Raw genomic sequence first — 24,509 nt, forward strand, 5'->3', positions numbered from 1 at the left:
ATTTACATTATCTTTTGATGATCTGATTGATTGACGATTTTGGGTAGTGGAAAAGTCCCATCTCCAGTAAAATCTGATTATCCTGCTAGTAGCTCATCTAGCTTACCTTTAGCTTCTAAAGCGTGGATATCATCACAACCACCTACATGGCGATCGTTGATAAAAATTTGTGGTACAGAACGTCTACCATTGGCTCTGTCAGACATCTGATCTCTTGCATCTTCGTCGCCATCAATACTGTATTCGATAAAGTCAACACCCTTACGCTTCAGCAAACTTTTGGCACGAATGCAAAATGGACAACTTGCCCAAGTGTAAATTTCTACCTTAGCAGCCATAAAATCCTCAATTTTATTTCATACTTTTTAATTCTAGAACTTAATTCTAGAACTTTTTTATCTGTTCTAGTGACTGTAGCCTTTTTGGGTAATCAAGGCGTATATTTACATAAATCTGGGAATTGAGGCTGTTATTAATATCATCGGTTATAGATTCAAGTCCGAGAACCCTTGTCAAGTCAGAATTTCTCAATTGCGATCTTCTCTACGAGAGGCTGCGCCAACGTAGCGGGGCGGGAGCATGATTGCGAATTGATATTAGTTCTTGTACTCACAAAAAGTGGGTTCAGAAGCGTTTGTTTACTTCTGAACCCATATCTCAAATAGTTTGAGAATTTAACAATGTTATTTACTCTTGCGAGTCATCGTCCTGCTTTTTCTTTGTCAGTCTGAAAGCACCTAAACCAAATAGACTTAAAGCTGCGATCGTACCAGGTTCAGGTACTGTCTTTGGTGGAGGAGCAGGTGGTTGATAGTAAGTCGTTGAAGGAGGTGTAAGTGAAGTAGTTGGGGTTGGGGTTGGAGTTGGAGTTGGAGTCGGGGTTGGAGTCGGGGTTGGGGTTGGAGTTGGGGTTGGAGTTGGGGTTGGAGTTGGAGTCGGGGTTGGAGTTGGGGTTGGAGTTGGAGTTGGGGTTGGAGTTGGAGTCGGGGTTGGGGTTGGAGTTGGAGTCGGGGTTGGAGTTGGTGTTGGAGTTGGTGTTGGTGTTGGAGTTGGTGTTGGTGTTGGAGTTGGTGTTGGTGTTGGAGTTGGTGTTGGGGTTGGAGTTGGAGTTGGAGTTGGAGTTGGAGTTGGAGTTGGTGTTGGAGTCGGGGTTGGGGTTGGAGTTGGAGTTGGGGTTGGTGTCGGGGTTGGGGTTGGGAGACTTACGAAAGCTTCACTACCACCATTACTGAAGGCTTGAACGTGGATACCAACGCGCAAACTACCATCTTTTAGACTTTTAATGATGTCGTCAAAAAGTACGCCACAGTCCAAATCAAACAGCACACTCACCCATTCTCCAGGATTCACACCCATTTGAGAAACTGGTGTATTCGCCTTAACGGAAAAGTCAGTGGTAAATTTTTGGGCGAGAGAATTACCGCCTGGCAGATTAGCACTACCGCTTACTTTACTAAAGCTTACGTTATTACTGCCATTAGTATCGCTATCGGTAATTGATTTGATACTGCTTAACAGGCTTTTGGTTTGGTCAAAATAAATTTGGGTGATGGAAGAGGCTGCTGTACCAAGATTACTTAACTTAAATAAAACCTGGTCTGAACCATTCTTAGTCACATCTAAAAATAGTTGACTTTCACCAGCCGCAGCATTAACAGCACTATTGTTAGTGATGTTATCAAATCCAAAACGTACGGTAGTCGCTGAAGTAGTTGTTGAAGTGCTTGAAGAACTTCCGCTAAGGGTGCCAGCATATGCAGGGGTAACTTTTGCTGAACCTATTACAGCGAAAGTGATGATACCGACTGCTATGTAGCTTAATTTTGAGTTTAAATACTTTGACATCTTCTCTGCTTCTTTTAGTAAGAGACTGAAATTAACAAGACACTTGCAGTTTTTTGGGAAATTCTCAATACAATTTGGCACAAACAAAATATTTTTGGAAGTTTTTATACACCGCTTTATCAAAGATTTAACGGCTAGTAAAAAAGCAAATAATATGGTGTTAAATACAGCTATCCAATGTTTTATTTTCTCTATTAAACCAAGAAGATATACGGATTATTTGGCGTTGTGTGAATCCATTTAATAATTTTTTATCCGTTGGTTCTACATCACAGGATTTTGATTTATTTATTTAAAGCAGTTTAAATATTAATTTGAATTAAATATAGAAAAAATACGTAGATTTTAAATATCGCTTACAAGAAATATTTATGTAAATCTAGCAACTTACTAAATAAAACATAATTTTTGATTCCTCTTGCATAAATATTTTTTTGCTTCACACATCAGAACCGCTTGCATTAGAAGCAACTGCAAGGTAAAAACGCCACGCAAAGAAAGACACTATAGCAGTCCTATCTGATTTGTGAGAACTCGCGGTGTCCAGAACCCCGACTTCTCAAAGAAGTCGGAGTTCTGGTGTTTGATGAATGATTTAGGACTGCTATAGTGGCGTGTCTAAACTAAAATGTTGCAAAAAATTCTAGTTTGGGTTGACGGAAGGAAACCCAACATGGATATAAGTGTTGGGTTTTCGATATTGTTTTCGATATTAATGTTGGGTTTCGCTATCGCTCAACCCAACCTACATTTAATACTATGGGCTTTGTAGCAATTTGATTTTCAGTATTATTTCTGATTGGTGACTAAAGATAGTATGTAGTAGTCAGTGTTTATGCTTTTTGATATCAACGATGAACCCAACCGTTGACAGTAAAACGACTATCAGCAAAATCTTGAGATGGGCAACTTACAGGTAGAACTTCGTGCATATATCGGCTGAGGAAAAATACGATACTGTTATTACGAGGTTCAACAGTTTTGAAGGATTCAGCCTGCACGTAGTAGTTATTTTCAATTTTACTATCGTATATTAATAGTTCTCCACCGGAAAATCGCTTTGGCTCTTGATAAAAATAATAAACATATGTCAGTTCTCTTTTAGCAGTATCTGGACTGCCATTATCGTTGTGAATTTTATAATAATTACCGTCGTTATGTGCTGTAATTTGTCCTTCTATTTGAGATATGTTAAAAGATGGTATGTTTAATTTGCTTGTAATGTCGGGAACTATATTTTTAATTTTATCGATGATTAATTCATAAAATTCTGGAAATGAGTAGAGTACCATTGATCGCCGATAGTTTTCATCACTAGTAGAAGTGCTGGTAGGAATAAAATGAGATTCTCTAGCTAACACATACTCAATTAGTTGTTGATGTTCTGTTGATGATAGGAAGTTATCTATTTGAATGTAATTAGAATTTAAAATATTAGAATCTATAGATTTAGTATTGTTATTATTGTCTACTTGTTGTAGCCAAACAGGAGGTTCTGTCACTACACCAACTAGTTGATCACTAGAGAAACATAAGACTGAATGACCTTCGTTGATAGGAATTTGGAATAATTTTGTACTAGCCGATTCTTGTTTATAAGCACGAGCAACTATTGTTGTTAAGAGGCTATGCAGGATAGTTGTGTCTGAGTTTAAGTAAACAGTATACTGATGTCCTCCAGCTAAAAGAAGCTGGACTTTGATATTTTGAGATGTCGATGGCTGCAAATTCTGTTGTATAGACATTTGATTTGGTATTTTTTGATAGTTAATATTGTGGCTAAAAAAACAAAAAGACTAATTTTGGCGTTAATTTGGTAGTGTATTTGGCACATTTACTAATGTAATAGTTTTAGCACGCCGATCTTGGATAGCTATCAAGTAAATTTTGTTTATATCATCCACGCAGCTTGGAAAAAATCGTATTCGCATAACATGGCATAGCGATATGTGGTGTGAGTTGAATTGTCAGCTTTGGCATAATTATTGACGACATTTTCTAATTGCTGTGCTAGTGGAGCGAAGTCTGCACTGCTGTAAGTCTCAACCCAATTAGTATATCTATGATTGGGAATACCATTACTGGCTAATTGTTCTCCTAAATAAGCATACAGTCGCATACAAGGAGACATAGCCGCCGCAGTTAACCCTACATCTGCACTCCAAGCTGTGGCTAGTAAAAAGTCCGTGTAGCGGCGGGTAGCCATTCCAGGTTCTACAGTGGTTAAATCAACACCCCATTGATGAGCATAATTTTGATGCAGTTGTAATTCTGCTAAAACTCCTCCAGCTAAGGCGTGAAATGTTGCAAAACCATGCCAGTCTGGTGCTTTAGCCGCAGCTACACTATAAGCACGCGCGAAAGATTCTAGAAAAAATGCGTCTTGTCCTACATAGTAAGCAAATTTGTGCTGTGCTAACGAACCGTCAGCAATACCTTGGACGAAGGGATGTTGTAGACAGGCTTGTGCTATGTTTTGATTTGCTTCCCATAATTGAGTAGATAGGGTCATTGTTAGTCAAAAGTCATTAGTCATTAGTCATGAGTTTGGTGTCAGCATTTAAAACGGTAGGAATTGTAGTAATACTGAACCAAGACTACCTATAAAGTCAGTAAAGGTGGGTTTACCTGCGCTGACTTTTTCTGTGTAGGGGGTTTGCACTTCTTTGATAAAGGCTTGTGATGTTTGTATTCCGGTAGTGTTTTGCTGGCTGGTGAAGAGTTTTTCTGCGGTTTGAGCATCTTGAAATGCTCCTTCTCTGTCTAACATTTGATATTTGGCGACACCACGAGCTAAGTATGCACCTGCGTATTCTGGTTTGATGGCGATCGCTTGATTAAAATAAGTAATAGCTTGACGTTGATTACCTTTTTGACCTTCTGCTACTCCTAACGCATAGAATTCATCGGCTGTAGCAATTTGTAATGGTATACCGACTGCTCCTTGAAAGTTAGCACCAGTTACGTAAGCACCAGTAAATTCTGTATTTCCTAGATAGCTACTTCGCAAGTCTGCATTTGCTAAATTTGCACCACCTAGTTTGGCTGCATTTAAGTTAGCACCAAATAAACCTGCACCATTCAAATTTGCACCCCGTAAGTCCGCACTGCTTAAGTTGGCACGGCTAAGATTAGCACCTGTCAGGTTAGCACCACTAAGGTTTGCTCCTGATAAATCTGCCATCACTAGACTTGTATTAGATAGGTCGCAGTTTTGACATTGCTTGGTTGCTAATAGCTGTTTTAAATGTTCAGGATTTACTGCTTGAGCCGTATTGGTCAGACTAAAGGTAGTTAAAAATACGGATGTGACTAAAATTATATTTTTCATATTGGTTGAGAAAACTGCCTCTTCAGCACTCAAATCAACTAAGACAAATTTATACTTGAGCTTATGATAAGAGTAACCTCAGCAATTGCCCTCAGTGAACCAACGAAACTAAGTAATAAAGGGTATAAGGATGTAGGGTAAAGATATCTTTCCCTTTAGGGATGGGAACTTGCTTGATTTTGAGTTAGACAAATCGTTGAGCAAATTCATACATTAAATCAACTCTACCTTTTCTCAGCATTGCTGGATCTAGTCTTTCAGTGGTGTTACAAGTCATTAATACTACTAGTCGCTGCTTGCTGTGAATTCCTGTGTCGTCAATCACGCTTTGATATAAGGTTCCATCCAATAGACTCAAAATGTGTTCTGTTTTGTTGTTATACTGGGCGACTTCCGAAGCACGATTTTGAGCTAAGTTGTCAGCTTCGTTAATAATGATGCAAATTCGCTCTAAATATGTGGGTGGAACAAAGTTAGCGATCGCATCATGATCCAAAATAAAAATGACGAATCCTAATGGTACAAGAATTTCTTGTGCTACTGCTTGTGTCCAAGCTGTTTTTCCTGTACCTGGTTCACCATGAACTACTACTGCTAGCTGATTTTGATTGAGGATGGCTTGCTGGACTGTATCTGTGAAGCTTTGAATATCTGTAGGGAAAGTGCGAATGGGGTATTGGCTGTGAACCTTACCCACACGGCTTTGATAACCACTCAACATCACGGCTAGGTCGTATGTGGCTTTGTTGATGAGTGGCGACATATCTCTAGACATTAGGGTATATTGTCGCCGTCCGCGATCGTAAGCTTCAATTTGTAGCCAAACATCCTGCTGTGACCAATAAGCATATACTGTATTGACTACATCTATTCTTTCCCAGTTCACAAATTTTTCTACAGGATAATAAAAATCTCTTTCTAGATAATGTTGAGTAATGATATCAGGCTGACCTAAGACGTTTAAAACACGTAAAACTGTGATTTCTTGTAGGCGATTTAACACATAGTCAATGGGAATACTATTGCGACTAACAAATTGCAATATAGGAGTTTCCGTATTTAAGACATCTTTGTAACGATAATCTGGTGCTTGTGGTTCTGGTGTAATATAGTGCCAAAACTTTTCTATCTCATAGCGAGTGTTTTCGGAGGCTAAACTTAAGATATTTGCCCACCATGTATAATTATTTCTCCCTAAAATTTCCGCCATTCCACTAGCTAAATTCAAGGTTTTTTGCGTCAATTCTTTGGTGTCTTGATTAAAAAGTTCCCATAAAAATTGCCAATTTATTTCTCGTTGTAAGGGTCGCCAGCCAGTAGCCAGTAAGCTTTGGCGGTTTTGATTTTTTGGTGTACTATCGTAGCGACTAAAATATTCAAATTCCATATCTTGTGTTTATTTAAAGGTAGTAGTCTATAAACAAATTATGAGAGGTTGTAGAATCCCAATTTTCTGAATAATTCAGGTATATCAACAACCATAGCCCGTCAAAAGTAGTAATCATTTAGTCAATATTCAACATCTATTTCCTGCAAATCTGGATTTACCCAGTTTCGCCTAGCATTCCCAGACATGATTAATTCTTTACTATAGTAGTCAAATATTAAATCTTTGTTACCATAATTGTGAATCAATTGATTAGTCATGGTTAATAACCCAGTATTAATGTGAATCTGTTTTAAATATTTACTTACTAGATAGATCCAAAATAACGTCATAGTTTCATGATAACCACGATTATTTGTGGTGGGAATATTCATAGATTGATTATATTTTTTTATACCCTCACGAATTAAGTGGATAGCTTCTGCTTGCGGGTAATGGGTAAGGTACCATAGAGCAACGGTTAAATGAGCATGATGATCCCAATGGTGACAGGGTAAGGTGCAGTTGTGGAAAGATTGAATAATATATGTGATTTCCTCAACTGTTTGATATTTATCGTTCATTGATTATATGGAATTGAAGATTATGCCGCTTACTAACTTTGGGATAGAGTATGATTACTAACTAATTGATGAATTTTAGCTACTAAATAATATTTGGGATAATAGTCCTAGAGAATTCCTACTTGATTTTTGCACAGATACATAGTTAGGCGTAAGCCGTGACGTACCAAAGTCCTTGGTTGTAGGTGTGGTACTCTCGTTGCTAACACACCTTACATCTACTGAGATTTTTTCTCTTAATCAAATCGGATTCCTATATCTAATTGGCGAGAATTAGCGGCTTCAGATACTCTCAAAGCATAGGTATCTTGTTTGTCATCAATGATTGAAGGATTTCAATGTTTAGCTGCAAATATATTTTATGCTACAAATACTACACAAATAAAGAGACTATACATAATTTTACAAATTGTTATATTAAATTGAATAAATCTAAATTATTTAATACATAACAATGCAGGAGATTTGTTGACGAAATTGTATATTTTAGGTTACTGAGAGAATTTAAACCAGGAATTATACGGTCTTACAAGAAAAGATATATTAAGCTATTATGAATCTATGCAAAAAATATTCCGTAATGTTGCTGATAATAAGCAGATGTATGCTATTTGTGTAGGAATTATTTTTCTCTCTAGAAAAATTTGCTGTTAATGAGGATGTTTGGTGTAGCCATAGAGAAATATTCCCTAATCTTAAATTGGCTTTTTGCAGTGTGACTCGTTTAATTTTTACCAATAAGAGACTTTATCTGTGTATAGGAATCGTGAACGTAAATTCTCGTGGGATCTTCTAAAATGTATCTGGCAAAATCATTCATGAATGAGCATAAGCAGCACAAACCTCAGCAGCCGTTAATTTTAGCAGTGGAAGACCACGATGACAGTCTACTGCTGATTAGTTATGCTCTGGAGTCACTTGGCTGTAGATTTATTTGTCAAAAAGATAGCGCAACTACTGTACTAGTAGCTAAAGAGTATCAGCCAGACTTAATTATGTTGGATATTTTGTTACCTAGTGTTAATGGAATTGATGTGATGGGGTACTTAAAACAAGAACCCCTCACTTGCAAAATTCCTGTGGTTGCTGTCACTGCTTTAGCGGATAGAGAGGATCAAGAACGGATTATGCAAGCTGGGTTTGCAGGATATTTGTGTAAACCCTACATGATAGAAGAGTTAGAGTTAGTAATTCGCCGATTACTATGGGGTAAATTTAAGTTCTTCTTACCCTATCAGTTATGTCAAGAATAGAAAATAGGGAACAGGTTATAGCCTTGCTCACCCTAGTAGAGTACAAATGACAATAGTTAAACGCAGATTCACACAGATATAGCTTGCTTCTCTAACGATGGCGTAAGCCTACCCGCAGGTTACACGGATAAATTTGTATCCCAGTAGACGAGGAAACGCTATATACCAATTCAAAATTGAAAATTCGTTTCGGAAAGTTTGCTCAAAGGGGGGAACCCTGCATGCAACTTTCCGCCAAATCAAAAATTGTGTGATTAATCTACTTTTTGGGTAGTTGGATTGTAAATGTACTACCCTGGCCGAGTTCGGATGTCAGTCCGATTTTACCTTGATGAGCCTCAATAATGCGGCTAGATAAATGTAATCCTAAGCCGCTACCTGATCTTTTATTTCTACCTTGGCGAAATCGCTCGAAAATAGTAGCTTGGTCTTCAGGTGCAATTCCATAACCTGTGTCTGCTACTGCGATATTTACCCAATGCTGATTAGTTTCCCAAATTTTAATGCTTACACCGCCTGTGTCGGTGAATTTGATGGCGTTACCTACTAAATTATGTAAAACGCGCCTTAACTCTAAAGCATCACCCATGACGAAAGCAGGGTTTTCGCCGGAATTGTCTAATTGACTGGTATCGACTTTGAGACTGATATTTTTTTCGTCAGCTAATGGGGTGAGTTCGCTGACTACTTCGGTGGCGATTTCTGGTAGGTTGCAGCTTTCATAGTTTAAGGTTTTTTTACCTGCCTCAAAGCGATAGACTTCTAGGAGGGTATTGACCATTTGCATGAGATTTTTATTACTGCGAATCATCACAGCGATCGCTTGTTTCATTTCGGGGGAAATTTTGCAAAAGGTTTCTTGTTCAAATAACCCCAGCATTCGATCAGCTGCTACTAAGGGTGTGCGTAAATCATGGGTGAGACGAGAGACAAAGTCTTCCCGTTGACGTGCCATTTTGCGTTGTTCGTCTAGACTGTGCTTGAGACGAAGAAGCGATCGCACTCTGGCTAAAAGTTCATCTGTATCAAATGGTTTGCGAATAAAATCATCAGCACCGGCATCTAAACCTTCCACAACACTGGATTCGTGAAAAGCCGTAATTAACAAAATGGGTATGTAGTTGAGATGGGGATTATTGCGAATGCGTCGAGTTACTTCATAACCATCCATTCCTGGCATCATCACATCTAGGAGAATTAAATCAGGTGGAGATTGAGCGATTTTTGCTAAGGCTGAAATCCCATCTGTGACTAAATCAATCTCATAGCCTTCACTTTCAAGAATTGTCTGGACTAAGATGAGATTATCTCTGGTATCATCAACAGCTAAAATGCGATCAGTTTGAGAGTTTTCCACAACAGACATGATAATCAACTGGTTAAGAATTTTTTTTGTTTAAGAAATTTTTTTAAAACTTTTCGCAATTTCTAGACTAAGGTGGAAGAAATTCTAAGTGCGCGATTCTGAGTTATGATTTCTGATTTTCTGCACCGTAGATAGAATTCCTGAGCCATCAAATTGTACACCCTCTGAGGTTTTATTTGTGGTCGATAATGATATTTGTCTTGGTAGTTCTATTTTGAACATTGAGCCTACTCCTATTTGACTTTCCAGAAGAATTTTACCTCCCATCATCTGTACTAGGGAGTTGATAATGGCTAAACCCAAACCTGTACCCGGATATTTGCGGGTAATAGTTTGATCAAGCTGCCGGAAAGCTTCAAAAATATGCTGAAAATCTTGGGATGATATACCTATCCCTGTATCGCGAACTGCGATCGCCACTCGATTTTCTTCTAGGTTTTTTACTTCCACCCAAATACTACCAGACTCAGTAAACTTAATCGCATTAGATAATAAGTTCAATAATATCTGTTTGACTCTGATGGGGTCGTTAAACACTACAGGGTTATCTATATTTATTTTGACTATCAAAGATAACTTTTTTGCCTCTGCTAGAGAACGCACTTCACCAACTACTGTTTTAGTCAAGTTAGCTAAATCAAAAAATTCTGGTTGTAGTGCTAATTTTCCTTCTTCTAATTTAGAAAAATCGAGGACTTCATTTACCAGCATGAGTAAATGCTTACCATTATTGAGGATACGTTCTACCATATCTGCTTGTTGGTATGTGAGTTTACCAAATTTAGGACGCAACAGGATTTGAGCAAACCCGATAATAGCATTCATAGGGGTTCGCAACTCATGAGACATGGTAGCTAAAAACTGTGATTTTAGCTGAGAAACTTCTAGCAGTTTTAAATTTTGTAGCTGTATTTGTTGTCTTTGCTTTTCCAGTTCTTGATTTTTCCGTAATAATTGTTCATGACTTTCTTTGAGTTTTTGATGTGCTGAAGCTGCCTGCATTTCCACCTGATGGAGGCGGATCGCATGGCGTAAAACCTGAGTTAATGTTGCTGAAGATAATCTAGATTTATCAAGATAATCTGTAGCACCTGATTTCATTAATTCAACGGCGATTTGTGCATCTCCTTGTTCTGTGATGACTACTATAGGTACTTTAATTTCCGAATCGCGGAGCTTTTTAATTAAGCTTATACCATCTTGGTCTGGTAAGCGAGCATCCAAAAAAACGCAGTCAAAAGTAGTATTTCTTAAGATAGATATCGCAGTTTTGGCATCACTTACCTCAGCCATTTCGATGTTTACGCCTGCTTGGGTGAAAGCTAAATAAACTGTTTGGCGGTCTAATTCATCATCGTCGGCGACCAAAATTCTCAACGTTTCGTTCATTGGTCTTGATTTGTGCTGTTAAATACAGGTTGGTATCAAACATATCTGGTGTGAAGGATCAAAGTAAATAATGTTAAATGTTGAGTTAGCTGTTTCCACAAAATGCTAAATTCTAAATTCTAAATTTTAGACTTCAGATGATACTATTTAATCTGAAAACAAATGCTAAATCTGATGAAAGTGAGTTTAATAACTAACGGTATTAGTTTCTATTTTTTTGCTACAATTGTATGAACATACTTCAAAATCTAGATTTCCCAGTTAGCAATTTTGTTTCATGGTTAATTATCCGTGAGTACACAATAGTCCATAGGTTAATAGTAAATAACTGCCAAAAAAGCTAGCAGTATTCCCAAGTAAAATAAAATACTTTATTAAACTTAATTACAATTCTAAAAGAATGAGTGAAGACCCGTCCTCACCCATTGGTGAGAGTTGGGAAGGAGCATTATTTACCGTTGGTTTGAGCCGTTTCAATGTCGCGATCGCTTGTATTGGAGTCAGGAAACACCTCTTGTGTAAAAATTCCGCTACAGCTAAATCTGATGATACCTTTGAGACTCAGATCAGTTAGTGGTGATCGTCACATCTACACCTGTATTGATTGTGCGATCGCTAGCCATGAGAGTTGACAAAATTCACAATTAACGATAAGTATAGCTCCGTCAATACCAAAGTCATAATCTGTTACAGTCAATTTGTGGGATTCATCCAGCCTGCGCTAGACTAGAGAGGCGTAATATCAGCCAAAAGGCTAGTCAAATTTATAATTGTGACCTCTTGACATGGAGTTTTGCTTCACCAAATAAAATAATTATTTTTAACTACTCTCTGGATAACTGAGTAATCCATTCATCACATTGAGTCAGCAATTAATATATCCCAAGCAGGATTTTTAGCTTAGTCAAGTTTCAAAAGACATCACATTGATTATTTCTATCGGTGGATGCAAACCTATGCAAATAACATCTATCTTTGGTTTGGAAAACTCATTAAAAGCAAATTAAAAACAACTAAAACAATTTAATTTGTCGGTTTAGTTTGTCAGTTGTAGAGGGAGAAGAGTGGGTGAAGCAATGAACGAAATCAGTATTATTTTAATTGAAGACCATGACCTGACAAGAATGGGGCTGAAAGCTGCATTGCAGTCCCACGGAGGATTGAAAGTAATTGGTGAAGCTGCTAATGCTACCCAAGGACTAAAACTTTTGGAAACAGCCAAGCCAGATGTTGCGGTGGTAGACATTGGCTTACCCGACATGGATGGAATTGAACTCACCCGCAAGTTTAAACGCTATCAAGTCGAAAGTGGACAAACAAACACGAAAATTTTGATCCTGACAATGGATCACACAGAGGATGCGGTGCTAGCAGCCTTCGCAGCTGGTGCAGACTCTTATTACATGAAAGAGACGAGTATCAGTAAGTTGACAGAGGCGATACAAGCTACCTTCGCCGGTAACTCTTGGATTGATCCAGCGATCGCCAATGTAGTATTACAGAAAATGCGCCAAGGTATCCCTGTAGAAACTCAATCCGCAGATAAGCCAAAAACAGTCAAAATTGAAGCCTTACCTTCAGAATACGAGCAAGTTTTAGAAACATACCCCCTCACCCAAAGAGAGTTAGAAATTCTAGAATTAATCGTTGCTGGTTGTAGTAACGGACAAATTGCTGAGAAACTTTATATTACCGTCGGTACAGTTAAAACCCACGTCCGGAATATTCTTAACAAACTCTGTGCTGATGACCGTACCCAGGCGGCTGTACGTGCTTTGCGTTCCGGTTTGGTGGCATAATATCTTTTAGCCTTGAGATTCGCTACATCTAGAAGCCCGATAAATCCTCGTATGTGCAGCTGATATTGCTCTCAAAAACCTCGACTTATCAAAGAAGCCGAGGTTTTAAATTAATGTTCTCTCAAATTCACCGTTGATATCAAGTCCGCTTAATCACTGACTATATCTCCACTCAAGGACTTTTTCAGCAAGCCCTAGTTCTGGAGTTTAGACTAGTTCCCGGTGCGACAACGAAAAATAAGGGGTGTGCTTGAACACAGTCCCCTATTAGCAGAAGCTGAGAGAAGAACCACCAACTCTCATCTGCCAATATGAACCGTGCCAAATTAGAGGAATTTCGTCAAGCAGCGTATAACTATCTAGGTAGAGCGCATGATGCAACATTTGAACTGATGGATGCAATATTGCTAACTCGGAACGCTTACAGTTTGGCAGATTTATCACTATCACCAGCATTTAGACGCAAGTGGTCAAGTATTTATGAAGCGTTACAAGATAGCAGGCCACAGCGACAAAAATTGATGCAGTTATACATCAAACAGATGCCACACCAGGGTCGTCCGTTGTTGGCTGGCGACCATACAGCTTGGCCAAGGCCAGATGCGGTAACGCTACAGGAAAGGACAATTGAACACAGCAGTGTCTCAATGGGAGGTGACAAACCAATCACCATTGGTCAGGGCTATAGCACCATTGCTTGGATACCGGAGAGTTCGGGCAGTTGGGCATTACCATTGAGACACGAGCGAATTACCAGTTGGGAAAGCCCAATCCAGAAAGCAGCATGGCAATTACAACAAGTTTGTGAAAATTTACCTACCAGACCAATTTCGGTTTGGGATAGTGAGTACGGGTGCGCTCCTTTCGTTTTGAAGACGAGTAATATTAAAGCAGACATTTTGGTACGTTTGCGTTCAAATCTTTGTTTATGGGGCGCACCACCACCATATTCTGGCAAGGGACGACCGAGAAAACATGGTGATAAATTTAAGTTGAATGATGCTTCGACATGGACTCAAGCCATTCAAACTATAGAAGTAAATCATCCAAAACTAGGACGTATCAAGGTGAGCTTGTGGTCAAATTTTCATTTTCGGAAAGCCGCTACACGTCCGATGTCCTTGATTCGGGTTGAGCGTCTTGATGAGCTTGGCAACTTGCGGGTGTCAAAACCTTTGTGGTTGGCTTGGCTGGGAGAACAAATGCCGCCTTTAGAAGAAGTTTGGCAACTCTACTTGCGGCGTTTTACTGTTGACCACTGGTATCGCTTTTTGAAGCAACGCTTACACTGGACTCTTCCCAAGCTACGTACCCCTAAGCAATGTGAGCGTTGGAGTGACTTAATGCCCATCATGACTTGGGAATTGTGGTTAGCCCGTGATATCGTTGCAGACAACCCTTTACCTTGGCAAAAGTTATTAGTTAGTTTGACTCCAGGTAGGGTTGCTCAGGCGATGGGAAGTATTTTAGCGACGATTGGTACTCCTGCCCGTCCGCCCAAACCTCGCGGAAAGTCCCCTGGCTGGAAGACTGGACAACCCCGACAACGTAGAATTCGCTATCCTGTTGTTAGAAAAACTACAACTAAGCCACGTAAGCAACAATCAGAATCTGCTTAAGATTGTCGATTTTTATGTCTAATGCCTATTTATTTTCAACTCAGCCTTCCTGGGTCATTTTTTGCTGCTTAGTCTAAACTCCAGTTAGGTTCAAAAAGGAGAGGAACTTCTTGACCATTGCTATCTACGAAGCCAGATGTAGCTAGATAAGCAGAAGCAAAGCTGTCAATATCAGCCAGAGAACTTCCTTGGCTATTTGTATATAAACCAGTAGCAGTATCTAAAGTGTATGTACCAGTAGAATCTGTAATGCTCTCAACTAAGTTTTTACCGCCAACTACTTTCCAGTCTTGGTCAAAAACATACAAGGATACTCTTCCACCAATGATTGTTTTATTTGTGGCGGTGGTAGAAATATTTGTGGTGACATCACCTGCTAGTCCGTGATTGACCCAAACATAATGATAGGTTTTACCATCAATCTTGACCTGGGTCGTACCAGTAGCATTAGGCGTACCAGTAAATGCAAAGAGTTGGCTAGAGTCAACAGTCGGTGCAGTGGTAGAACTGAAGGTACTGGTTAATAAAGGAACTTCATCACCTACTGTTAATAGAGGAATGACTGCATATTTAGGTGAGCCAGGCGTATCCATAAGGTAAGCTGGTGCGGAAGTTCTACCCTGGTTACTGATATTGTTCGCCATAAGTATTTATACAGAATGCTATGATTAGGTTACGCTCAACTTTATACTCGATGCCATTTTATTCGGCAACAGCAAATTTATGTATTTATACCCAATCCAGTATTGTCGATCGCAGAAAAGATTTATTCTTTGGTGTGGCTAAACTAAAGAAGAGGAAAGGAGAAAATTAAAAATTCCAAAATACTTTAAATAGGCTTACCCGTAATGATAAAAGCTGACCAATAATAAGGGTGGGAGTATAGCTTTTTATCCCCATCCATTTTACTGATTCTATAAAGCTGTGTGGCTAAATAGGCGCGTAATTTCAATTCTTCTGGATGTAATTGATTGAGTAAATCTTCATACCATTGTCGTAACTCTAAGGCTGTTAATTCTCGTAGCCATTGCGTGGCTGCGCTTAAGGCTTGATCAGGCGATCGCACCAACTGTAGTCGGCGGTAAAATTCTATAATGACTAACGCACTAGCTGATGATTCTACAGTCCATAGGCTACTCAAAATATGCGGTACACCCCCACTCAAAAATCCATTTACTAAACTGACATATTCACTAGTAATGGTTTGGTGACTAGTAATTGTCGTCTCACAGCTAGAAAGGGTAACTAAATTATAAGTAGCTAAATTACCTTGGATGATTTCTGCTAAAGTCAGTTTATCTTCACCTGTGAGTGCTAAGGCTGAGGCGGTAGGTTCAGTTATAGAATTAATTACCTGTCCGGCAAAGTGGAAAAGACTATACTGATTAAAATAACGATCAAATAAATTATTTTCGACATTCTCTTTAGTGGCTGCTTGTGCCTGGATGCGTTGGGGATTATTAAACATTTGGCTGACGATTTCTGCTTCCAGATTGGCAAATTTAAAGTTTGAATGATAACTATTGATAGGATATTCAATACTTAATAATGCTTGTTCTGTTAAATCCCCCAGATTGGCATTCCGCAGAGATAAACCTGTTTGAATGCTAGGCAGGTAAGTAATACCTAAGTTTAATTCGGGACTATATTCTCCAGCTTCATCTATCTGGAATAAGACATGAAGTGGCAATCTTTGTAAATCCCGATGCGGCACTAAAATTAATTGCTGGATATCTTCCAGTTCTTGAATGATAGTATTAATTTCTAGAATATCTTTTAATTGCTGTAATCTCGCCTCCATTCCTAATCGCCAAGGATGATTATTTTTACTAGTTTCATCTTGGGCTTGTAGGCGATATTCTTGATAGTCTCGCTGCCAAGTTTCTAACCAATTTTCAAAAGCAATTAGTCGTCTTGTTGCTTCCGGTAAAGGTACATCTTGCAGTGATGTACCTGTTTTCTCGGCATCTTGCATGGGTGTAAAGACCAGAATTGGCGACGGGGCTTGGTCTTTAATGATAAAGGTATGTAGGGCTGCGGGGCTAAAATGCCAGTAAATAATCGCGGTATGGGGATTGAGTAATGTTTGGGTAGCGCGATAATTGAGACAGGAAATATCTGTATTTCTAGTAAACAACAGCCTATTTAAACAAGCATTTTTGTGATATTCGGCAATTTCCCATGCTTCTACTAAATCACCATACTCTACAGTCACATCCACTGTCATTTGCTCTATACCAGCAAATTTGAGGGCTAACTGTCGTTTACTTTCTTCAGTACGATTGCTATCACTGAGCAATTGTTGTAATAAGTTAGTAGCACGTTGTAATAAATCTTGTGCTTGAGCTAATTGTCCTAGTCCCAACAGTGTTTTAATCAGAGATTGTAAAACTTCTAAATGCCACTGGGGGAAATCTTGATATGTAAGAGTTAATAGTGCTTGATTATACTCAGTTATAGCTTTGCGCCAAGAGTTGCGCGATGTCTGCTGTTTTTTACCTTGTTCGTAGTAAGTATTACCGATCGCCAGGTGTAGTCTACCCCAGCCTTCAGGGTGGGTATCAGCGCGAACCTGTTTTAACCCTTCTTCATAACTGGCGATTTTACCTGCGTAACTACCCTGATTTAAGCCAGGATGATTTAAAGCAATAGTAGTTAAGAGATTTAAATTATCAGTATCAATTTGACCTACGGCCGTACCTCGACCAATCCAGGCTTCCCAATAGTCGAGTTTAATTTTTAAGGCGTTGTCGTAGGCGGATATAGCCTCTAAATATCGTTCTAAATAAAATAAGGCAACGGCTTGATTGTACCAAGCTAGGTGAAAATCTGGCTTAATAGCGATCGCCTGACTATAAGAAGCGATCGCTTCTTCTTTGCGCCCTAAGTTGTCTAAAGCGATACCTCGATTATACCAAGCTAAGTAAAAATCCGGTTGAATAGCTAAAGCTTTATCCCAAGCCGCGATCGCCTCTGGCCACCGTTTTAAATTAAATAAGACGACACCTCGGTCAATCCAAGCCTCATGGAAATCTGGTTGAATTTCTAAGGCGTTGTCATAGGAAGCGATCGCCGCTTGATGTTGTTCATCAATACTTAAAGCAATTCCTCGGTAATACCAGTTTTCTGCATCTTGGGGTTCTAATTGCAGTGCTTGCTCATAACTAGCTATAGCTTCGGGAATTTGCCCTAATTTTAATTCTGCCCAAGCTTTACTAGACCAAACTTCCGAGTTATCAGCATGAATATTAATGGCTTCTTGAAACGAGGCGATCGCTTCTTCAAATAATCCTAATTGTCCCAGAGTGCCGCCCCGATTGTACCAAGCTTTGTAATAATCAGACTTGATTTGAATGGCTTGGTCATAGGAGGCGAGTGCTTCCGTAAATCTTTCTAAGTGAAATAACGTTAAACCCCGATTAAACCAATACTCATGAGAGTGGGGGTTAAGTTGAATCGCTTGTTCATAGGAAGCGATCGCTGCTTTTAAATCACCACTTTTTGCTTGCTGCAAACCTTGATAAAACAACGCTTGCGCCTGCACCACACTGGAAAATTCACCTTGAATAGCAGGAAGTTGTTGCGGTTGGACAGCAAGATTAGCTGCTAACTGCTGAACTAAACTAGCACTTTGATCCAGTCGCACTAACAATTCATCTATCGTATAAGCAACATTCGACTCTAAATTGTCTATCGACTGCTCCCATCCACCTTGATTCGCTAAAACTACCGCTCCGATATCTAAGGCTGATGTATCAAATACCACTTCACTTAAACTAGTGATGGTATCTGCTTGATCTGGCATAATTTCCACCGGAGTAGTGACAATCACTGCTTCCGAGTGATCATCCCAACTCAATTCAGCCAAGTTTTCGATAGTCGTCGCCACCAGAGACTCAATAGGTGCTGCAAACTCTATTTCTTGGGGCTGTTCTTGCCAAACTAATTCTTGTGGATTTTCTGAGTCACCGTCCGTAAGTGTTTCTGTCTCTAATTGCGGACTACTGGCGGAAAATTGGATTTCTTCATCACTAGTAGATGCAAGTTCTGGTTCTTCCGACTCCCATAACAGTTCACCGAAATTACGAATCAACTCCTGTCCTGGGGTATCTAGGGGTAGATCAGTAACATCATCAATGGCAGAATCTGATATTTCTGGCTCTTGCTCCTCCAAAGACAAATCATCAGCATCTTTATTTAACAACTGGATACCGATTTCATAAGCTAGTTCACCGACCTTACCAATATCCAACTCACCTAATTGGATCATTTGTGTGGCTACGAGATGATTAGGTGCAGGCGACAAAAGCAACTTTTCACCAAAAATCAACAGCCAATCTATCCAACGGTCAATACTAATCCGGTCTTCCATCCTTTGGAAGAACTTGATTGCCCATTGTTGTCCTTTCCCTTGATGCACACCTTCTAAAAGCTGAGTGAACAAGAGTTCCAGATCCGCATTAGTTAACTCAGGTGGCATTTCCGCCATCTGTTCTTCCCTGATAGATTTAAAAGAGCCAGTTTGGTTACTAAGAACTGGGTGTGTGTCTACCGTTTTAAACCACTGCAATAGCCGAGTGAGCATCTGCCATACTCTTGGATTTTATTTAACCTAGATTGTAGCCATCGTTGTGCCGAAAAATCGTAGCCTAGCATGATTTATGCAAAATCTACTGAAATTCTCCGAGTTTTCCGTTAAATTTTTATAAAAAATATACAAAACTTCTTTATTGGTCATTAGTCATTAGTCATTAGTCATTAGTTTTTGCTACCTTGTCCCCAGTCCCCAATCCCCAGTCCCCAGCCCCCAATTCACTCCGCCGCCGATTGACTCGCAGCATAATACTGATTGACTAAAGTCTCAACAATGACTTGCGGATCATCTGTTTCAATGGCTAGTTGGGCAGCCATTTGTTTTCTTAGGTTTTCATCTTGTTGCAACATCACAAACAATTCATCCAAGGTGACGGTTTGAAATTCTCCTTCGGGAAATTCTTCAGGGGTTGATGAGTCTGGAGTTTGTGGTATATTTGTACTATCAGCATCAGGGCCATCATATTCCCAGATGGGTTCACCTTGATTGCGGGTGAGGATCTGCATACCGATATCATAGGCAACATCACCGATTTCTCCGATGTTCAACTCACCTAGTTGTACTAATCGAGAGGCTAATTCATTATTTGGCGAAGAGGCGGCTAGCAATTTTTCACCAAATTGCTTTAACCACTGTATCCAGCGTTCCGTTGTAATGCGATGCTCAATATTTTGCAGCCACCGTAAAGCCCATGTTTCTCCACGCGCCTGATGTACTCCTTCAAGGAGTTCAGTAAACAGAAACTCTAAATCTGTGTCGGTAAGTGGGGGTGCAGGTTCTGTGGAAATTTCCCTATTAACTTTTGCCGCAGTTGATTTTTTGCCGAATAAGCCTTGAAAAAACCCCTTAATCCATTCAATAAGCCGCCTGAGCATTTGATGTACCATTTAATATGTTTACCTGAAGATTGTAGCGATTAACTACTGTAGACGCTGACGCTATCGACTATAGTGTCCCTTGACTCTGATCAACCAAATATATATGGGCAAGTTTATTTAATTGTCTTTTCTAGGTTATGTCACTGTCGCCAAGATGGGAGGTAAAGTTTAAAATGCTTTAACCCTGGGGGGAGTGAGTGCTGAGTGCTGAGTAATGAGTAATGAGTAATGAGTAATGAGTGGTGAGTTGGGAAATAAATTCTACCTTGTCTACCTTGTCTACCTTGTCTACCCTGTCTGCCTTCCAATCCCCAGTCCCCAATCCCCAATCCCCAGGCTGTCTTTTTAGTAATAAGAGTTCAAGGTCAAAGAATAAAACTGGTATACTGATCAGGTTTTTGGTCTTTCAATCACCAAAGGCATTGCATTTTTTTTTAGGGACTTCCAGAAAATAAACTATTCAATAAGTCAAAACAAATATTCTTATTGCATTTTTCCTCCCCTGCTCCCTCTACTACCCCTGCTCCCCCTGCTCGCCGAAGCAATTGTATATTTTTTAGTTGGAAGTCCGTTAGCCCCATGTCTTACGAACCCCTGCACCACAAGTATCGCCCAAAGAGTTTTGCTGAACTGGTGGGGCAAGAGGCGATCGCTACCACTCTGATTAATGCTATCTGTTCAGCGAAAATTGCACCGGCTTATTTGTTCACTGGCCCTAGAGGGACAGGTAAAACTTCTAGTGCGAGGATTCTGGCTAAGTCGCTCAATTGTCTCCAAAGCCCTCAACCTACGGCTGAACCCTGCGGAATTTGTGATGTTTGTCAAGGGATCACCAAAGGTTACTCCCTAGATGTAATTGAAATTGATGCGGCTAGTAATACTGGTGTTGATAATATCCGCGAATTGATTGAAAAAGCCCAATTCGCTCCGGTGCAGTGCCGCTATAAAGTTTATGTGATTGACGAGTGTTTAACAGGAGATTCACTGGTTTTAACTACTGAAGGTCTGGTGAGAATTGATGATCCCAACATCAAGGGCAAACAAGTCCTCAGTTACAATGACTCATTACAAAAGTGGCAATTCAAAAAAGTCCTCCGGTGGTTAGACCAAGGTGAACGCGAAATATTACGTATCAAGACCACTCGCCAAGAAATTAGATGTACGGGAAATCATTTAATTAGGACAGATCAGGGATGGATACCAGCAAGAAACGTCAAAGAAGGAGCGAAGATACTATCCCCTGTGAATGTGGCTGCGGCAACCTCATTTACAAATTTGGCACAGATGGACGTGTCCGCCGATTTGTTTCAGGACACCAGTTCAAAGGCAATACCTACGGGAAAAAATCGTACAACCTGGAATATATTTTGCAACAGGCGGAGTTACTCCGTCCCTTGTGTGCCTGTGGCTGTGGAGAAAAGCTCGATTTACCAGGCTTTCTACAAACAAAAGGCAAAGGAATTAAAAGTATACAGTCTCACTGGGAAAGACACCCATTCAAAAAAGGACACGGAATTTGGATTAAGCGCACAGAAAACTTTATTACCACAGCTGAAGTTATACAGCCAGAGATACTCGGACTTATTTACGGAACACTACTTGGGGATTGTTCCATCATCTATCCCAATAAACACAGCAGATTCCCCAGATTGGCTTGGACACACGCCGAAAATCAGCTTGAGTGGTCTGATTACAAAGTATCTCGGCTACAAGTATTACGACCAACACGACGCTTCACCACTAATCAGGGATACGGTAAAAGTTCCATCACTAGCAACACCTGTTGTCATCCCCAACTTAAAGATGTCTTTGACATCGTTAGAGCCAATGGGGATAAGAAAACCGTCTCTTGGTCTTGGCTTAATCGAATTTCACCAGAAGGACTTGCTTGGTGGTACATGGATGATGGCTCACTCAGCCTTTCTCCAGCAGGGAGTCCAAGAATTCAATTGCATACAGAAGGATTTTCTGCCACAGAAAATCAAATCATTGCCAATTGGCTCACAACAATCGGATACCCAGCAGAAACAAAGTCATACACCAGAAGTAGAACAGGAAAGCACTACCATTACATATCTATGGGCGCAAACACCAGTAGAAAATGGCTGGCAGACCTTAAACAGTATGCAATACCCTCAATGGATTACAAGTTTGGAACAGGTCGAATCTGTTCACCTCGCTGGAATTGAGCGAGTATATGACATTGAAGTTGAGGATAATCATAATTTTGTAGCCAATGGGCTTTTAGTTCATAATTGTCATATGCTCAGTAGTGCAGCGTTCAATGCGCTACTAAAGACATTAGAAGAACCACCTAAGCACGTAGTGTTCGTACTGGCGACAACCGATCCACAGAGGGTATTACCCACCATTATTTCTCGCTGTCAAAGGTTCGATTTTAGACGTATTGAGTTAGGGGCGATGGTCAAGCATTTAAGTGCGATCGCCGCTAAGGAAAATATTAATATTTCACCCGAAGCTGTGACTTTAGTAGCTCAACTTTCCCAAGGGGGATTGCGAGATGCGGAAAGTCTGCTTGACCAGTTGGCTTTATTACCAGGGGAAGTCATACCCGAAAGAGTTTGGGATTTGGTGGGTTCAGTCAGCGAACGGGATTTGTTGGGATTATTAACTGCGATCGCCCAAGATAACGCCGAAGTAGTATTAGAACAAACTCGCCAAATTTTAGATCGGGGTCGAGAACCACTGACGATTTTGCAAAATCTTGCAGGTTTCTACCGTGATTTACTGATAGCAAAAACCGCACCCAACCGCCAAGATTTAGTAGCCTGCACCCAGCAAACGTGGAAAGCACTAGTTGATTGCGCCCAATCTTTACCCGTCAGTAATATTTTGCTTGGTCAAAAGCACTTACAAACCGCCGAAGCGCAAATTAAAAACACCACCCAGCCCAGGCTATGGTTAGAGGTGACATTACTAGGACTCTTACCGAGTGCTAATATACCATCGGTTCATACAGGCGTATTACCTGTTATTTCCCCCAGCGACCAGCGTTTATCCACTCCGCCACAAATACCAACTCCCAGAGTCACCCCAACGCCACCACCACCTCCACCAGTTACGCCTTCCCATCCACCCATCCCAGAGGAAAAAGTAGCCCCTGTTGCTTCATCACCCTTACCTTCCCCGACTCCAGAAACACAGCCTGTAACACCCAATTCCTCACCGCCACCTACACCAGAACCTGTTGCTACAACACAGTTAGATTTAGGGCAAATTTGGCAACAGGTATTGAATAATATTCAGCAAATACCCAGACGGGCTTTATTGGGTCAAATGTGCCATTTGATTGAGTTTGAGGGTAATATCGCTCGTGTTGGTGTCAAACCTGTGTGGTTTGATAAAGTAAAATCTGATATACCGATGATTACGGCAGCTTTTCAACAGACCGTGAATCGGGAAGTGCAAGTCACTCTAGAAAAAGCCAATATATCAACTCCCTCCACAGTCAAGAAAACACCGCCAGTTAACGGTAATGGTACGGCTAATAGTTCACCCACTGTCAAGCAGTCCCCTGCACCCAGTTACAATAACCACCAACCAGCTACACCACAGCCACCCCCAGTCACACCCACACCAGCCAAACCCGAACCCCCAGCCAGTAAAGCCAAAACACCAGACCCCCCAACCAGTGAACCACCGATAGCTAATTGGGAAACCGATGAAGTAGCGATCGCTGCCCAACGTTTGGCACAATTTTTTGATGGGAAAGTGATCCGATTTACGGATGATGGAGAGGAATTATCAGAAATCACTACATCTGATTGGGTTGATGAAGTGGTAGATGATGATTTTTAGAAATTCTTTTCAGGTAGGGAATAGGGAATAGTGAGGGAAAGCAAATTAGAAACGCGCTGTCTTTCTGTTCCCTCCCACTTTGAAATCCAACTTAATAACAAGCATTTTAAAAGCAATACAGTTCAGTTAAGAAAATAGTTTGTAGTAAGGACTTCAGTCCTTATCTAAGGACTAAAGTCCTTACTACTAACTTTTCCTTACTTCACAAAACCCAGATTTTAGCCTTAACTGAACCGTATTGCGTTATAAACCCAAAACCTGCATTGATTTTTCTAGCACTTCTTTAGGGCGAAATGGCTTAGTGAGATATAAATCAGCACCCACATCCATACCTTTTTGCTTATCAAATTCTTGTCCCTTAGCTGTTAACATTACAATGTAAACATCAGTCATTTGTAAGTCTTGTTTAACAATTTGACAAACTTCCAAACCACTCATTTTGGGCATCATTACATCTAGAAAAACTAAATTTGGCTTTTCAGCTTTAATAGTTGCTAGTGCATCCTCTCCATTTCTTGCCGTGAGTAATTCCACTCCCTCATCTTCTAATGATTCTAAAGCTTGTTCCATTAAAATTACAATGTTCGGTTCATCGTCAACAATAAGAATTTTTTGGGTCATATTATTTGGTGTTTTAAAAAGAGAATATTTAACTAATGGCTAATG

Annotated in this window: 19 protein-coding genes; 5 read left to right on the plus strand and 14 right to left on the minus strand. The window is 40.0% G+C overall.

Features of this window, described 5'->3' with window-relative positions:
* Positions 1 to 77: 77 nt before the first annotated feature.
* From grxC to CLI64_RS04460, 7 genes are all read right to left on the minus strand, one after another.
* Positions 78 to 338: a glutaredoxin 3 gene (gene grxC / locus CLI64_RS04430; RefSeq protein ID WP_103136087.1), complete on the minus strand. Its 261-nt coding sequence runs from the start codon at positions 336 to 338 to the stop codon at positions 78 to 80.
* Positions 339 to 687: 349 nt separating this feature from the next.
* A complete protein-coding gene (locus CLI64_RS31460; RefSeq protein ID WP_225977508.1) occupies positions 688 to 1,845 on the minus strand; it encodes a hypothetical protein in 1,158 nt (385 codons plus the stop codon).
* A gap of 848 nt (positions 1,846 to 2,693) precedes the next feature.
* On the minus strand, positions 2,694 to 3,590 hold the full coding sequence (locus CLI64_RS04440; RefSeq protein ID WP_103136088.1) for a 2OG-Fe(II) oxygenase: 897 nt from the start codon (positions 3,588 to 3,590) through the stop codon (positions 2,694 to 2,696).
* 146 nt (positions 3,591 to 3,736) lie between these two features.
* Entirely contained in the window at positions 3,737 to 4,357 is a 621-nt protein-coding gene (locus CLI64_RS04445; protein ID WP_103136089.1) for a TenA family protein, read from the minus strand.
* A 48-nt stretch (positions 4,358 to 4,405) separates the two neighbouring features.
* Entirely contained in the window at positions 4,406 to 5,176 is a 771-nt protein-coding gene (locus CLI64_RS04450) for a pentapeptide repeat-containing protein (protein WP_103136090.1), read from the minus strand.
* Between the two features lie 184 nt (positions 5,177 to 5,360).
* The gene (locus CLI64_RS04455) at positions 5,361 to 6,563 is read right to left on the minus strand and encodes an AAA family ATPase (protein ID WP_103136091.1); all 1,203 of its coding nucleotides are present in this window, start codon (positions 6,561 to 6,563) and stop codon (positions 5,361 to 5,363) included.
* A gap of 122 nt (positions 6,564 to 6,685) precedes the next feature.
* Positions 6,686 to 7,126 (minus strand): hypothetical protein, encoded by a 441-nt coding sequence (locus tag CLI64_RS04460; RefSeq protein WP_103136092.1) that lies wholly within the window; start codon positions 7,124 to 7,126, stop codon positions 6,686 to 6,688.
* Positions 7,127 to 7,923: 797 nt separating this feature from the next.
* On the opposite strand from CLI64_RS04460, the gene CLI64_RS04465 reads away from it, so the two are divergent.
* Positions 7,924 to 8,379, plus strand: a complete 456-nt coding sequence (locus CLI64_RS04465; protein WP_103136093.1) for a response regulator — start codon at positions 7,924 to 7,926, stop codon at positions 8,377 to 8,379.
* 259 nt (positions 8,380 to 8,638) lie between these two features.
* Here CLI64_RS04465 and CLI64_RS04470 read toward each other — a convergent pair whose 3' ends face one another.
* On the minus strand, positions 8,639 to 9,745 hold the full coding sequence (locus CLI64_RS04470; RefSeq protein WP_103136094.1) for a cell wall metabolism sensor histidine kinase WalK: 1,107 nt from the start codon (positions 9,743 to 9,745) through the stop codon (positions 8,639 to 8,641).
* An 84-nt stretch (positions 9,746 to 9,829) separates the two neighbouring features.
* Positions 9,830 to 11,134: a hybrid sensor histidine kinase/response regulator gene (locus CLI64_RS04475; protein ID WP_103136095.1), complete on the minus strand. Its 1,305-nt coding sequence runs from the start codon at positions 11,132 to 11,134 to the stop codon at positions 9,830 to 9,832.
* 400 nt (positions 11,135 to 11,534) lie between these two features.
* Here CLI64_RS04475 and CLI64_RS30635 point away from each other — a divergent pair, with 400 nt between their 5' ends.
* From CLI64_RS30635 to CLI64_RS04485, 3 genes are all read left to right on the plus strand, one after another.
* Complete coding sequence (locus CLI64_RS30635; protein WP_157943189.1) at positions 11,535 to 11,708, plus strand: hypothetical protein; 174 nt, start codon at positions 11,535 to 11,537, stop codon at positions 11,706 to 11,708.
* A gap of 502 nt (positions 11,709 to 12,210) precedes the next feature.
* Positions 12,211 to 12,933: a response regulator transcription factor gene (locus tag CLI64_RS04480; RefSeq protein ID WP_103140588.1), complete on the plus strand. Its 723-nt coding sequence runs from the start codon at positions 12,211 to 12,213 to the stop codon at positions 12,931 to 12,933.
* 311 nt (positions 12,934 to 13,244) lie between these two features.
* The gene (locus CLI64_RS04485) at positions 13,245 to 14,552 is read left to right on the plus strand and encodes an NF041680 family putative transposase (protein WP_103135335.1); all 1,308 of its coding nucleotides are present in this window, start codon (positions 13,245 to 13,247) and stop codon (positions 14,550 to 14,552) included.
* A 68-nt stretch (positions 14,553 to 14,620) separates the two neighbouring features.
* Here CLI64_RS04485 and CLI64_RS04490 read toward each other — a convergent pair whose 3' ends face one another.
* From CLI64_RS04490 to CLI64_RS04500, 4 genes are all read right to left on the minus strand, one after another.
* Positions 14,621 to 15,196: a hypothetical protein gene (locus CLI64_RS04490; protein ID WP_103136096.1), complete on the minus strand. Its 576-nt coding sequence runs from the start codon at positions 15,194 to 15,196 to the stop codon at positions 14,621 to 14,623.
* Positions 15,197 to 15,381: 185 nt separating this feature from the next.
* Positions 15,382 to 19,137, minus strand: a complete 3,756-nt coding sequence (locus CLI64_RS04495) for a tetratricopeptide repeat protein (protein WP_103136097.1) — start codon at positions 19,135 to 19,137, stop codon at positions 15,382 to 15,384.
* Between the two features lie 27 nt (positions 19,138 to 19,164).
* Positions 19,165 to 19,290 (minus strand): hypothetical protein, encoded by a 126-nt coding sequence (locus CLI64_RS31875; protein WP_264082490.1) that lies wholly within the window; start codon positions 19,288 to 19,290, stop codon positions 19,165 to 19,167.
* 74 nt (positions 19,291 to 19,364) lie between these two features.
* The gene (locus CLI64_RS04500; RefSeq protein ID WP_225977509.1) at positions 19,365 to 20,021 is read right to left on the minus strand and encodes a hypothetical protein; all 657 of its coding nucleotides are present in this window, start codon (positions 20,019 to 20,021) and stop codon (positions 19,365 to 19,367) included.
* A gap of 582 nt (positions 20,022 to 20,603) precedes the next feature.
* On the opposite strand from CLI64_RS04500, the gene dnaX reads away from it, so the two are divergent.
* The gene (dnaX, locus tag CLI64_RS04505) at positions 20,604 to 23,843 is read left to right on the plus strand and encodes a DNA polymerase III subunit gamma/tau (RefSeq protein WP_103136099.1); all 3,240 of its coding nucleotides are present in this window, start codon (positions 20,604 to 20,606) and stop codon (positions 23,841 to 23,843) included.
* Between the two features lie 243 nt (positions 23,844 to 24,086).
* Here the strand turns inward: dnaX and CLI64_RS04510 are convergent, their stop codons facing one another.
* A complete protein-coding gene (locus tag CLI64_RS04510; protein WP_103136100.1) occupies positions 24,087 to 24,464 on the minus strand; it encodes a response regulator transcription factor in 378 nt (125 codons plus the stop codon).
* Positions 24,465 to 24,509 lie beyond the last annotated feature (45 nt).

It is taken from the genome of Nostoc sp. CENA543 (assembly GCF_002896875.1).
GTDB lineage: Bacteria > Cyanobacteriota > Cyanobacteriia > Cyanobacteriales > Nostocaceae > Trichormus.

What these genes read in the sequence shown, in the direction of transcription:
- CLI64_RS30635 (WP_157943189.1), top strand. Translation starts at nt 11,535, where the DNA reads ATGAGTGAAGACCCGTCCTCACCCATTGGTGAGAGTTGGGAAGGAGCA.
- CLI64_RS04445 (WP_103136089.1), bottom strand. Translation starts at nt 4,357, where the DNA reads ATGACCCTATCTACTCAATTATGGGAAGCAAATCAAAACATAGCACAA.
- CLI64_RS04500 (WP_225977509.1), bottom strand. Translation starts at nt 20,021, where the DNA reads ATGCTCAGGCGGCTTATTGAATGGATTAAGGGGTTTTTTCAAGGCTTA.
- CLI64_RS04475 (WP_103136095.1), bottom strand. Translation starts at nt 11,134, where the DNA reads ATGAACGAAACGTTGAGAATTTTGGTCGCCGACGATGATGAATTAGAC.
- CLI64_RS04470 (WP_103136094.1), bottom strand. Translation starts at nt 9,745, where the DNA reads ATGTCTGTTGTGGAAAACTCTCAAACTGATCGCATTTTAGCTGTTGAT.
- CLI64_RS04490 (WP_103136096.1), bottom strand. Translation starts at nt 15,196, where the DNA reads ATGGCGAACAATATCAGTAACCAGGGTAGAACTTCCGCACCAGCTTAC.
- CLI64_RS04485 (WP_103135335.1), top strand. Translation starts at nt 13,245, where the DNA reads ATGAACCGTGCCAAATTAGAGGAATTTCGTCAAGCAGCGTATAACTAT.
- CLI64_RS04480 (WP_103140588.1), top strand. Translation starts at nt 12,211, where the DNA reads ATGAACGAAATCAGTATTATTTTAATTGAAGACCATGACCTGACAAGA.
- CLI64_RS04440 (WP_103136088.1), bottom strand. Translation starts at nt 3,590, where the DNA reads ATGTCTATACAACAGAATTTGCAGCCATCGACATCTCAAAATATCAAA.
- CLI64_RS04460 (WP_103136092.1), bottom strand. Translation starts at nt 7,126, where the DNA reads ATGAACGATAAATATCAAACAGTTGAGGAAATCACATATATTATTCAA.
- CLI64_RS04495 (WP_103136097.1), bottom strand. Translation starts at nt 19,137, where the DNA reads ATGCTCACTCGGCTATTGCAGTGGTTTAAAACGGTAGACACACACCCA.
- CLI64_RS04450 (WP_103136090.1), bottom strand. Translation starts at nt 5,176, where the DNA reads ATGAAAAATATAATTTTAGTCACATCCGTATTTTTAACTACCTTTAGT.
- CLI64_RS31460 (WP_225977508.1), bottom strand. Translation starts at nt 1,845, where the DNA reads ATGTCAAAGTATTTAAACTCAAAATTAAGCTACATAGCAGTCGGTATC.
- CLI64_RS04455 (WP_103136091.1), bottom strand. Translation starts at nt 6,563, where the DNA reads ATGGAATTTGAATATTTTAGTCGCTACGATAGTACACCAAAAAATCAA.
- CLI64_RS04510 (WP_103136100.1), bottom strand. Translation starts at nt 24,464, where the DNA reads ATGACCCAAAAAATTCTTATTGTTGACGATGAACCGAACATTGTAATT.
- CLI64_RS31875 (WP_264082490.1), bottom strand. Translation starts at nt 19,290, where the DNA reads ATGACCAATAAAGAAGTTTTGTATATTTTTTATAAAAATTTAACGGAA.
- grxC (WP_103136087.1), bottom strand. Translation starts at nt 338, where the DNA reads ATGGCTGCTAAGGTAGAAATTTACACTTGGGCAAGTTGTCCATTTTGC.
- dnaX (WP_103136099.1), top strand. Translation starts at nt 20,604, where the DNA reads ATGTCTTACGAACCCCTGCACCACAAGTATCGCCCAAAGAGTTTTGCT.
- CLI64_RS04465 (WP_103136093.1), top strand. Translation starts at nt 7,924, where the DNA reads ATGTATCTGGCAAAATCATTCATGAATGAGCATAAGCAGCACAAACCT.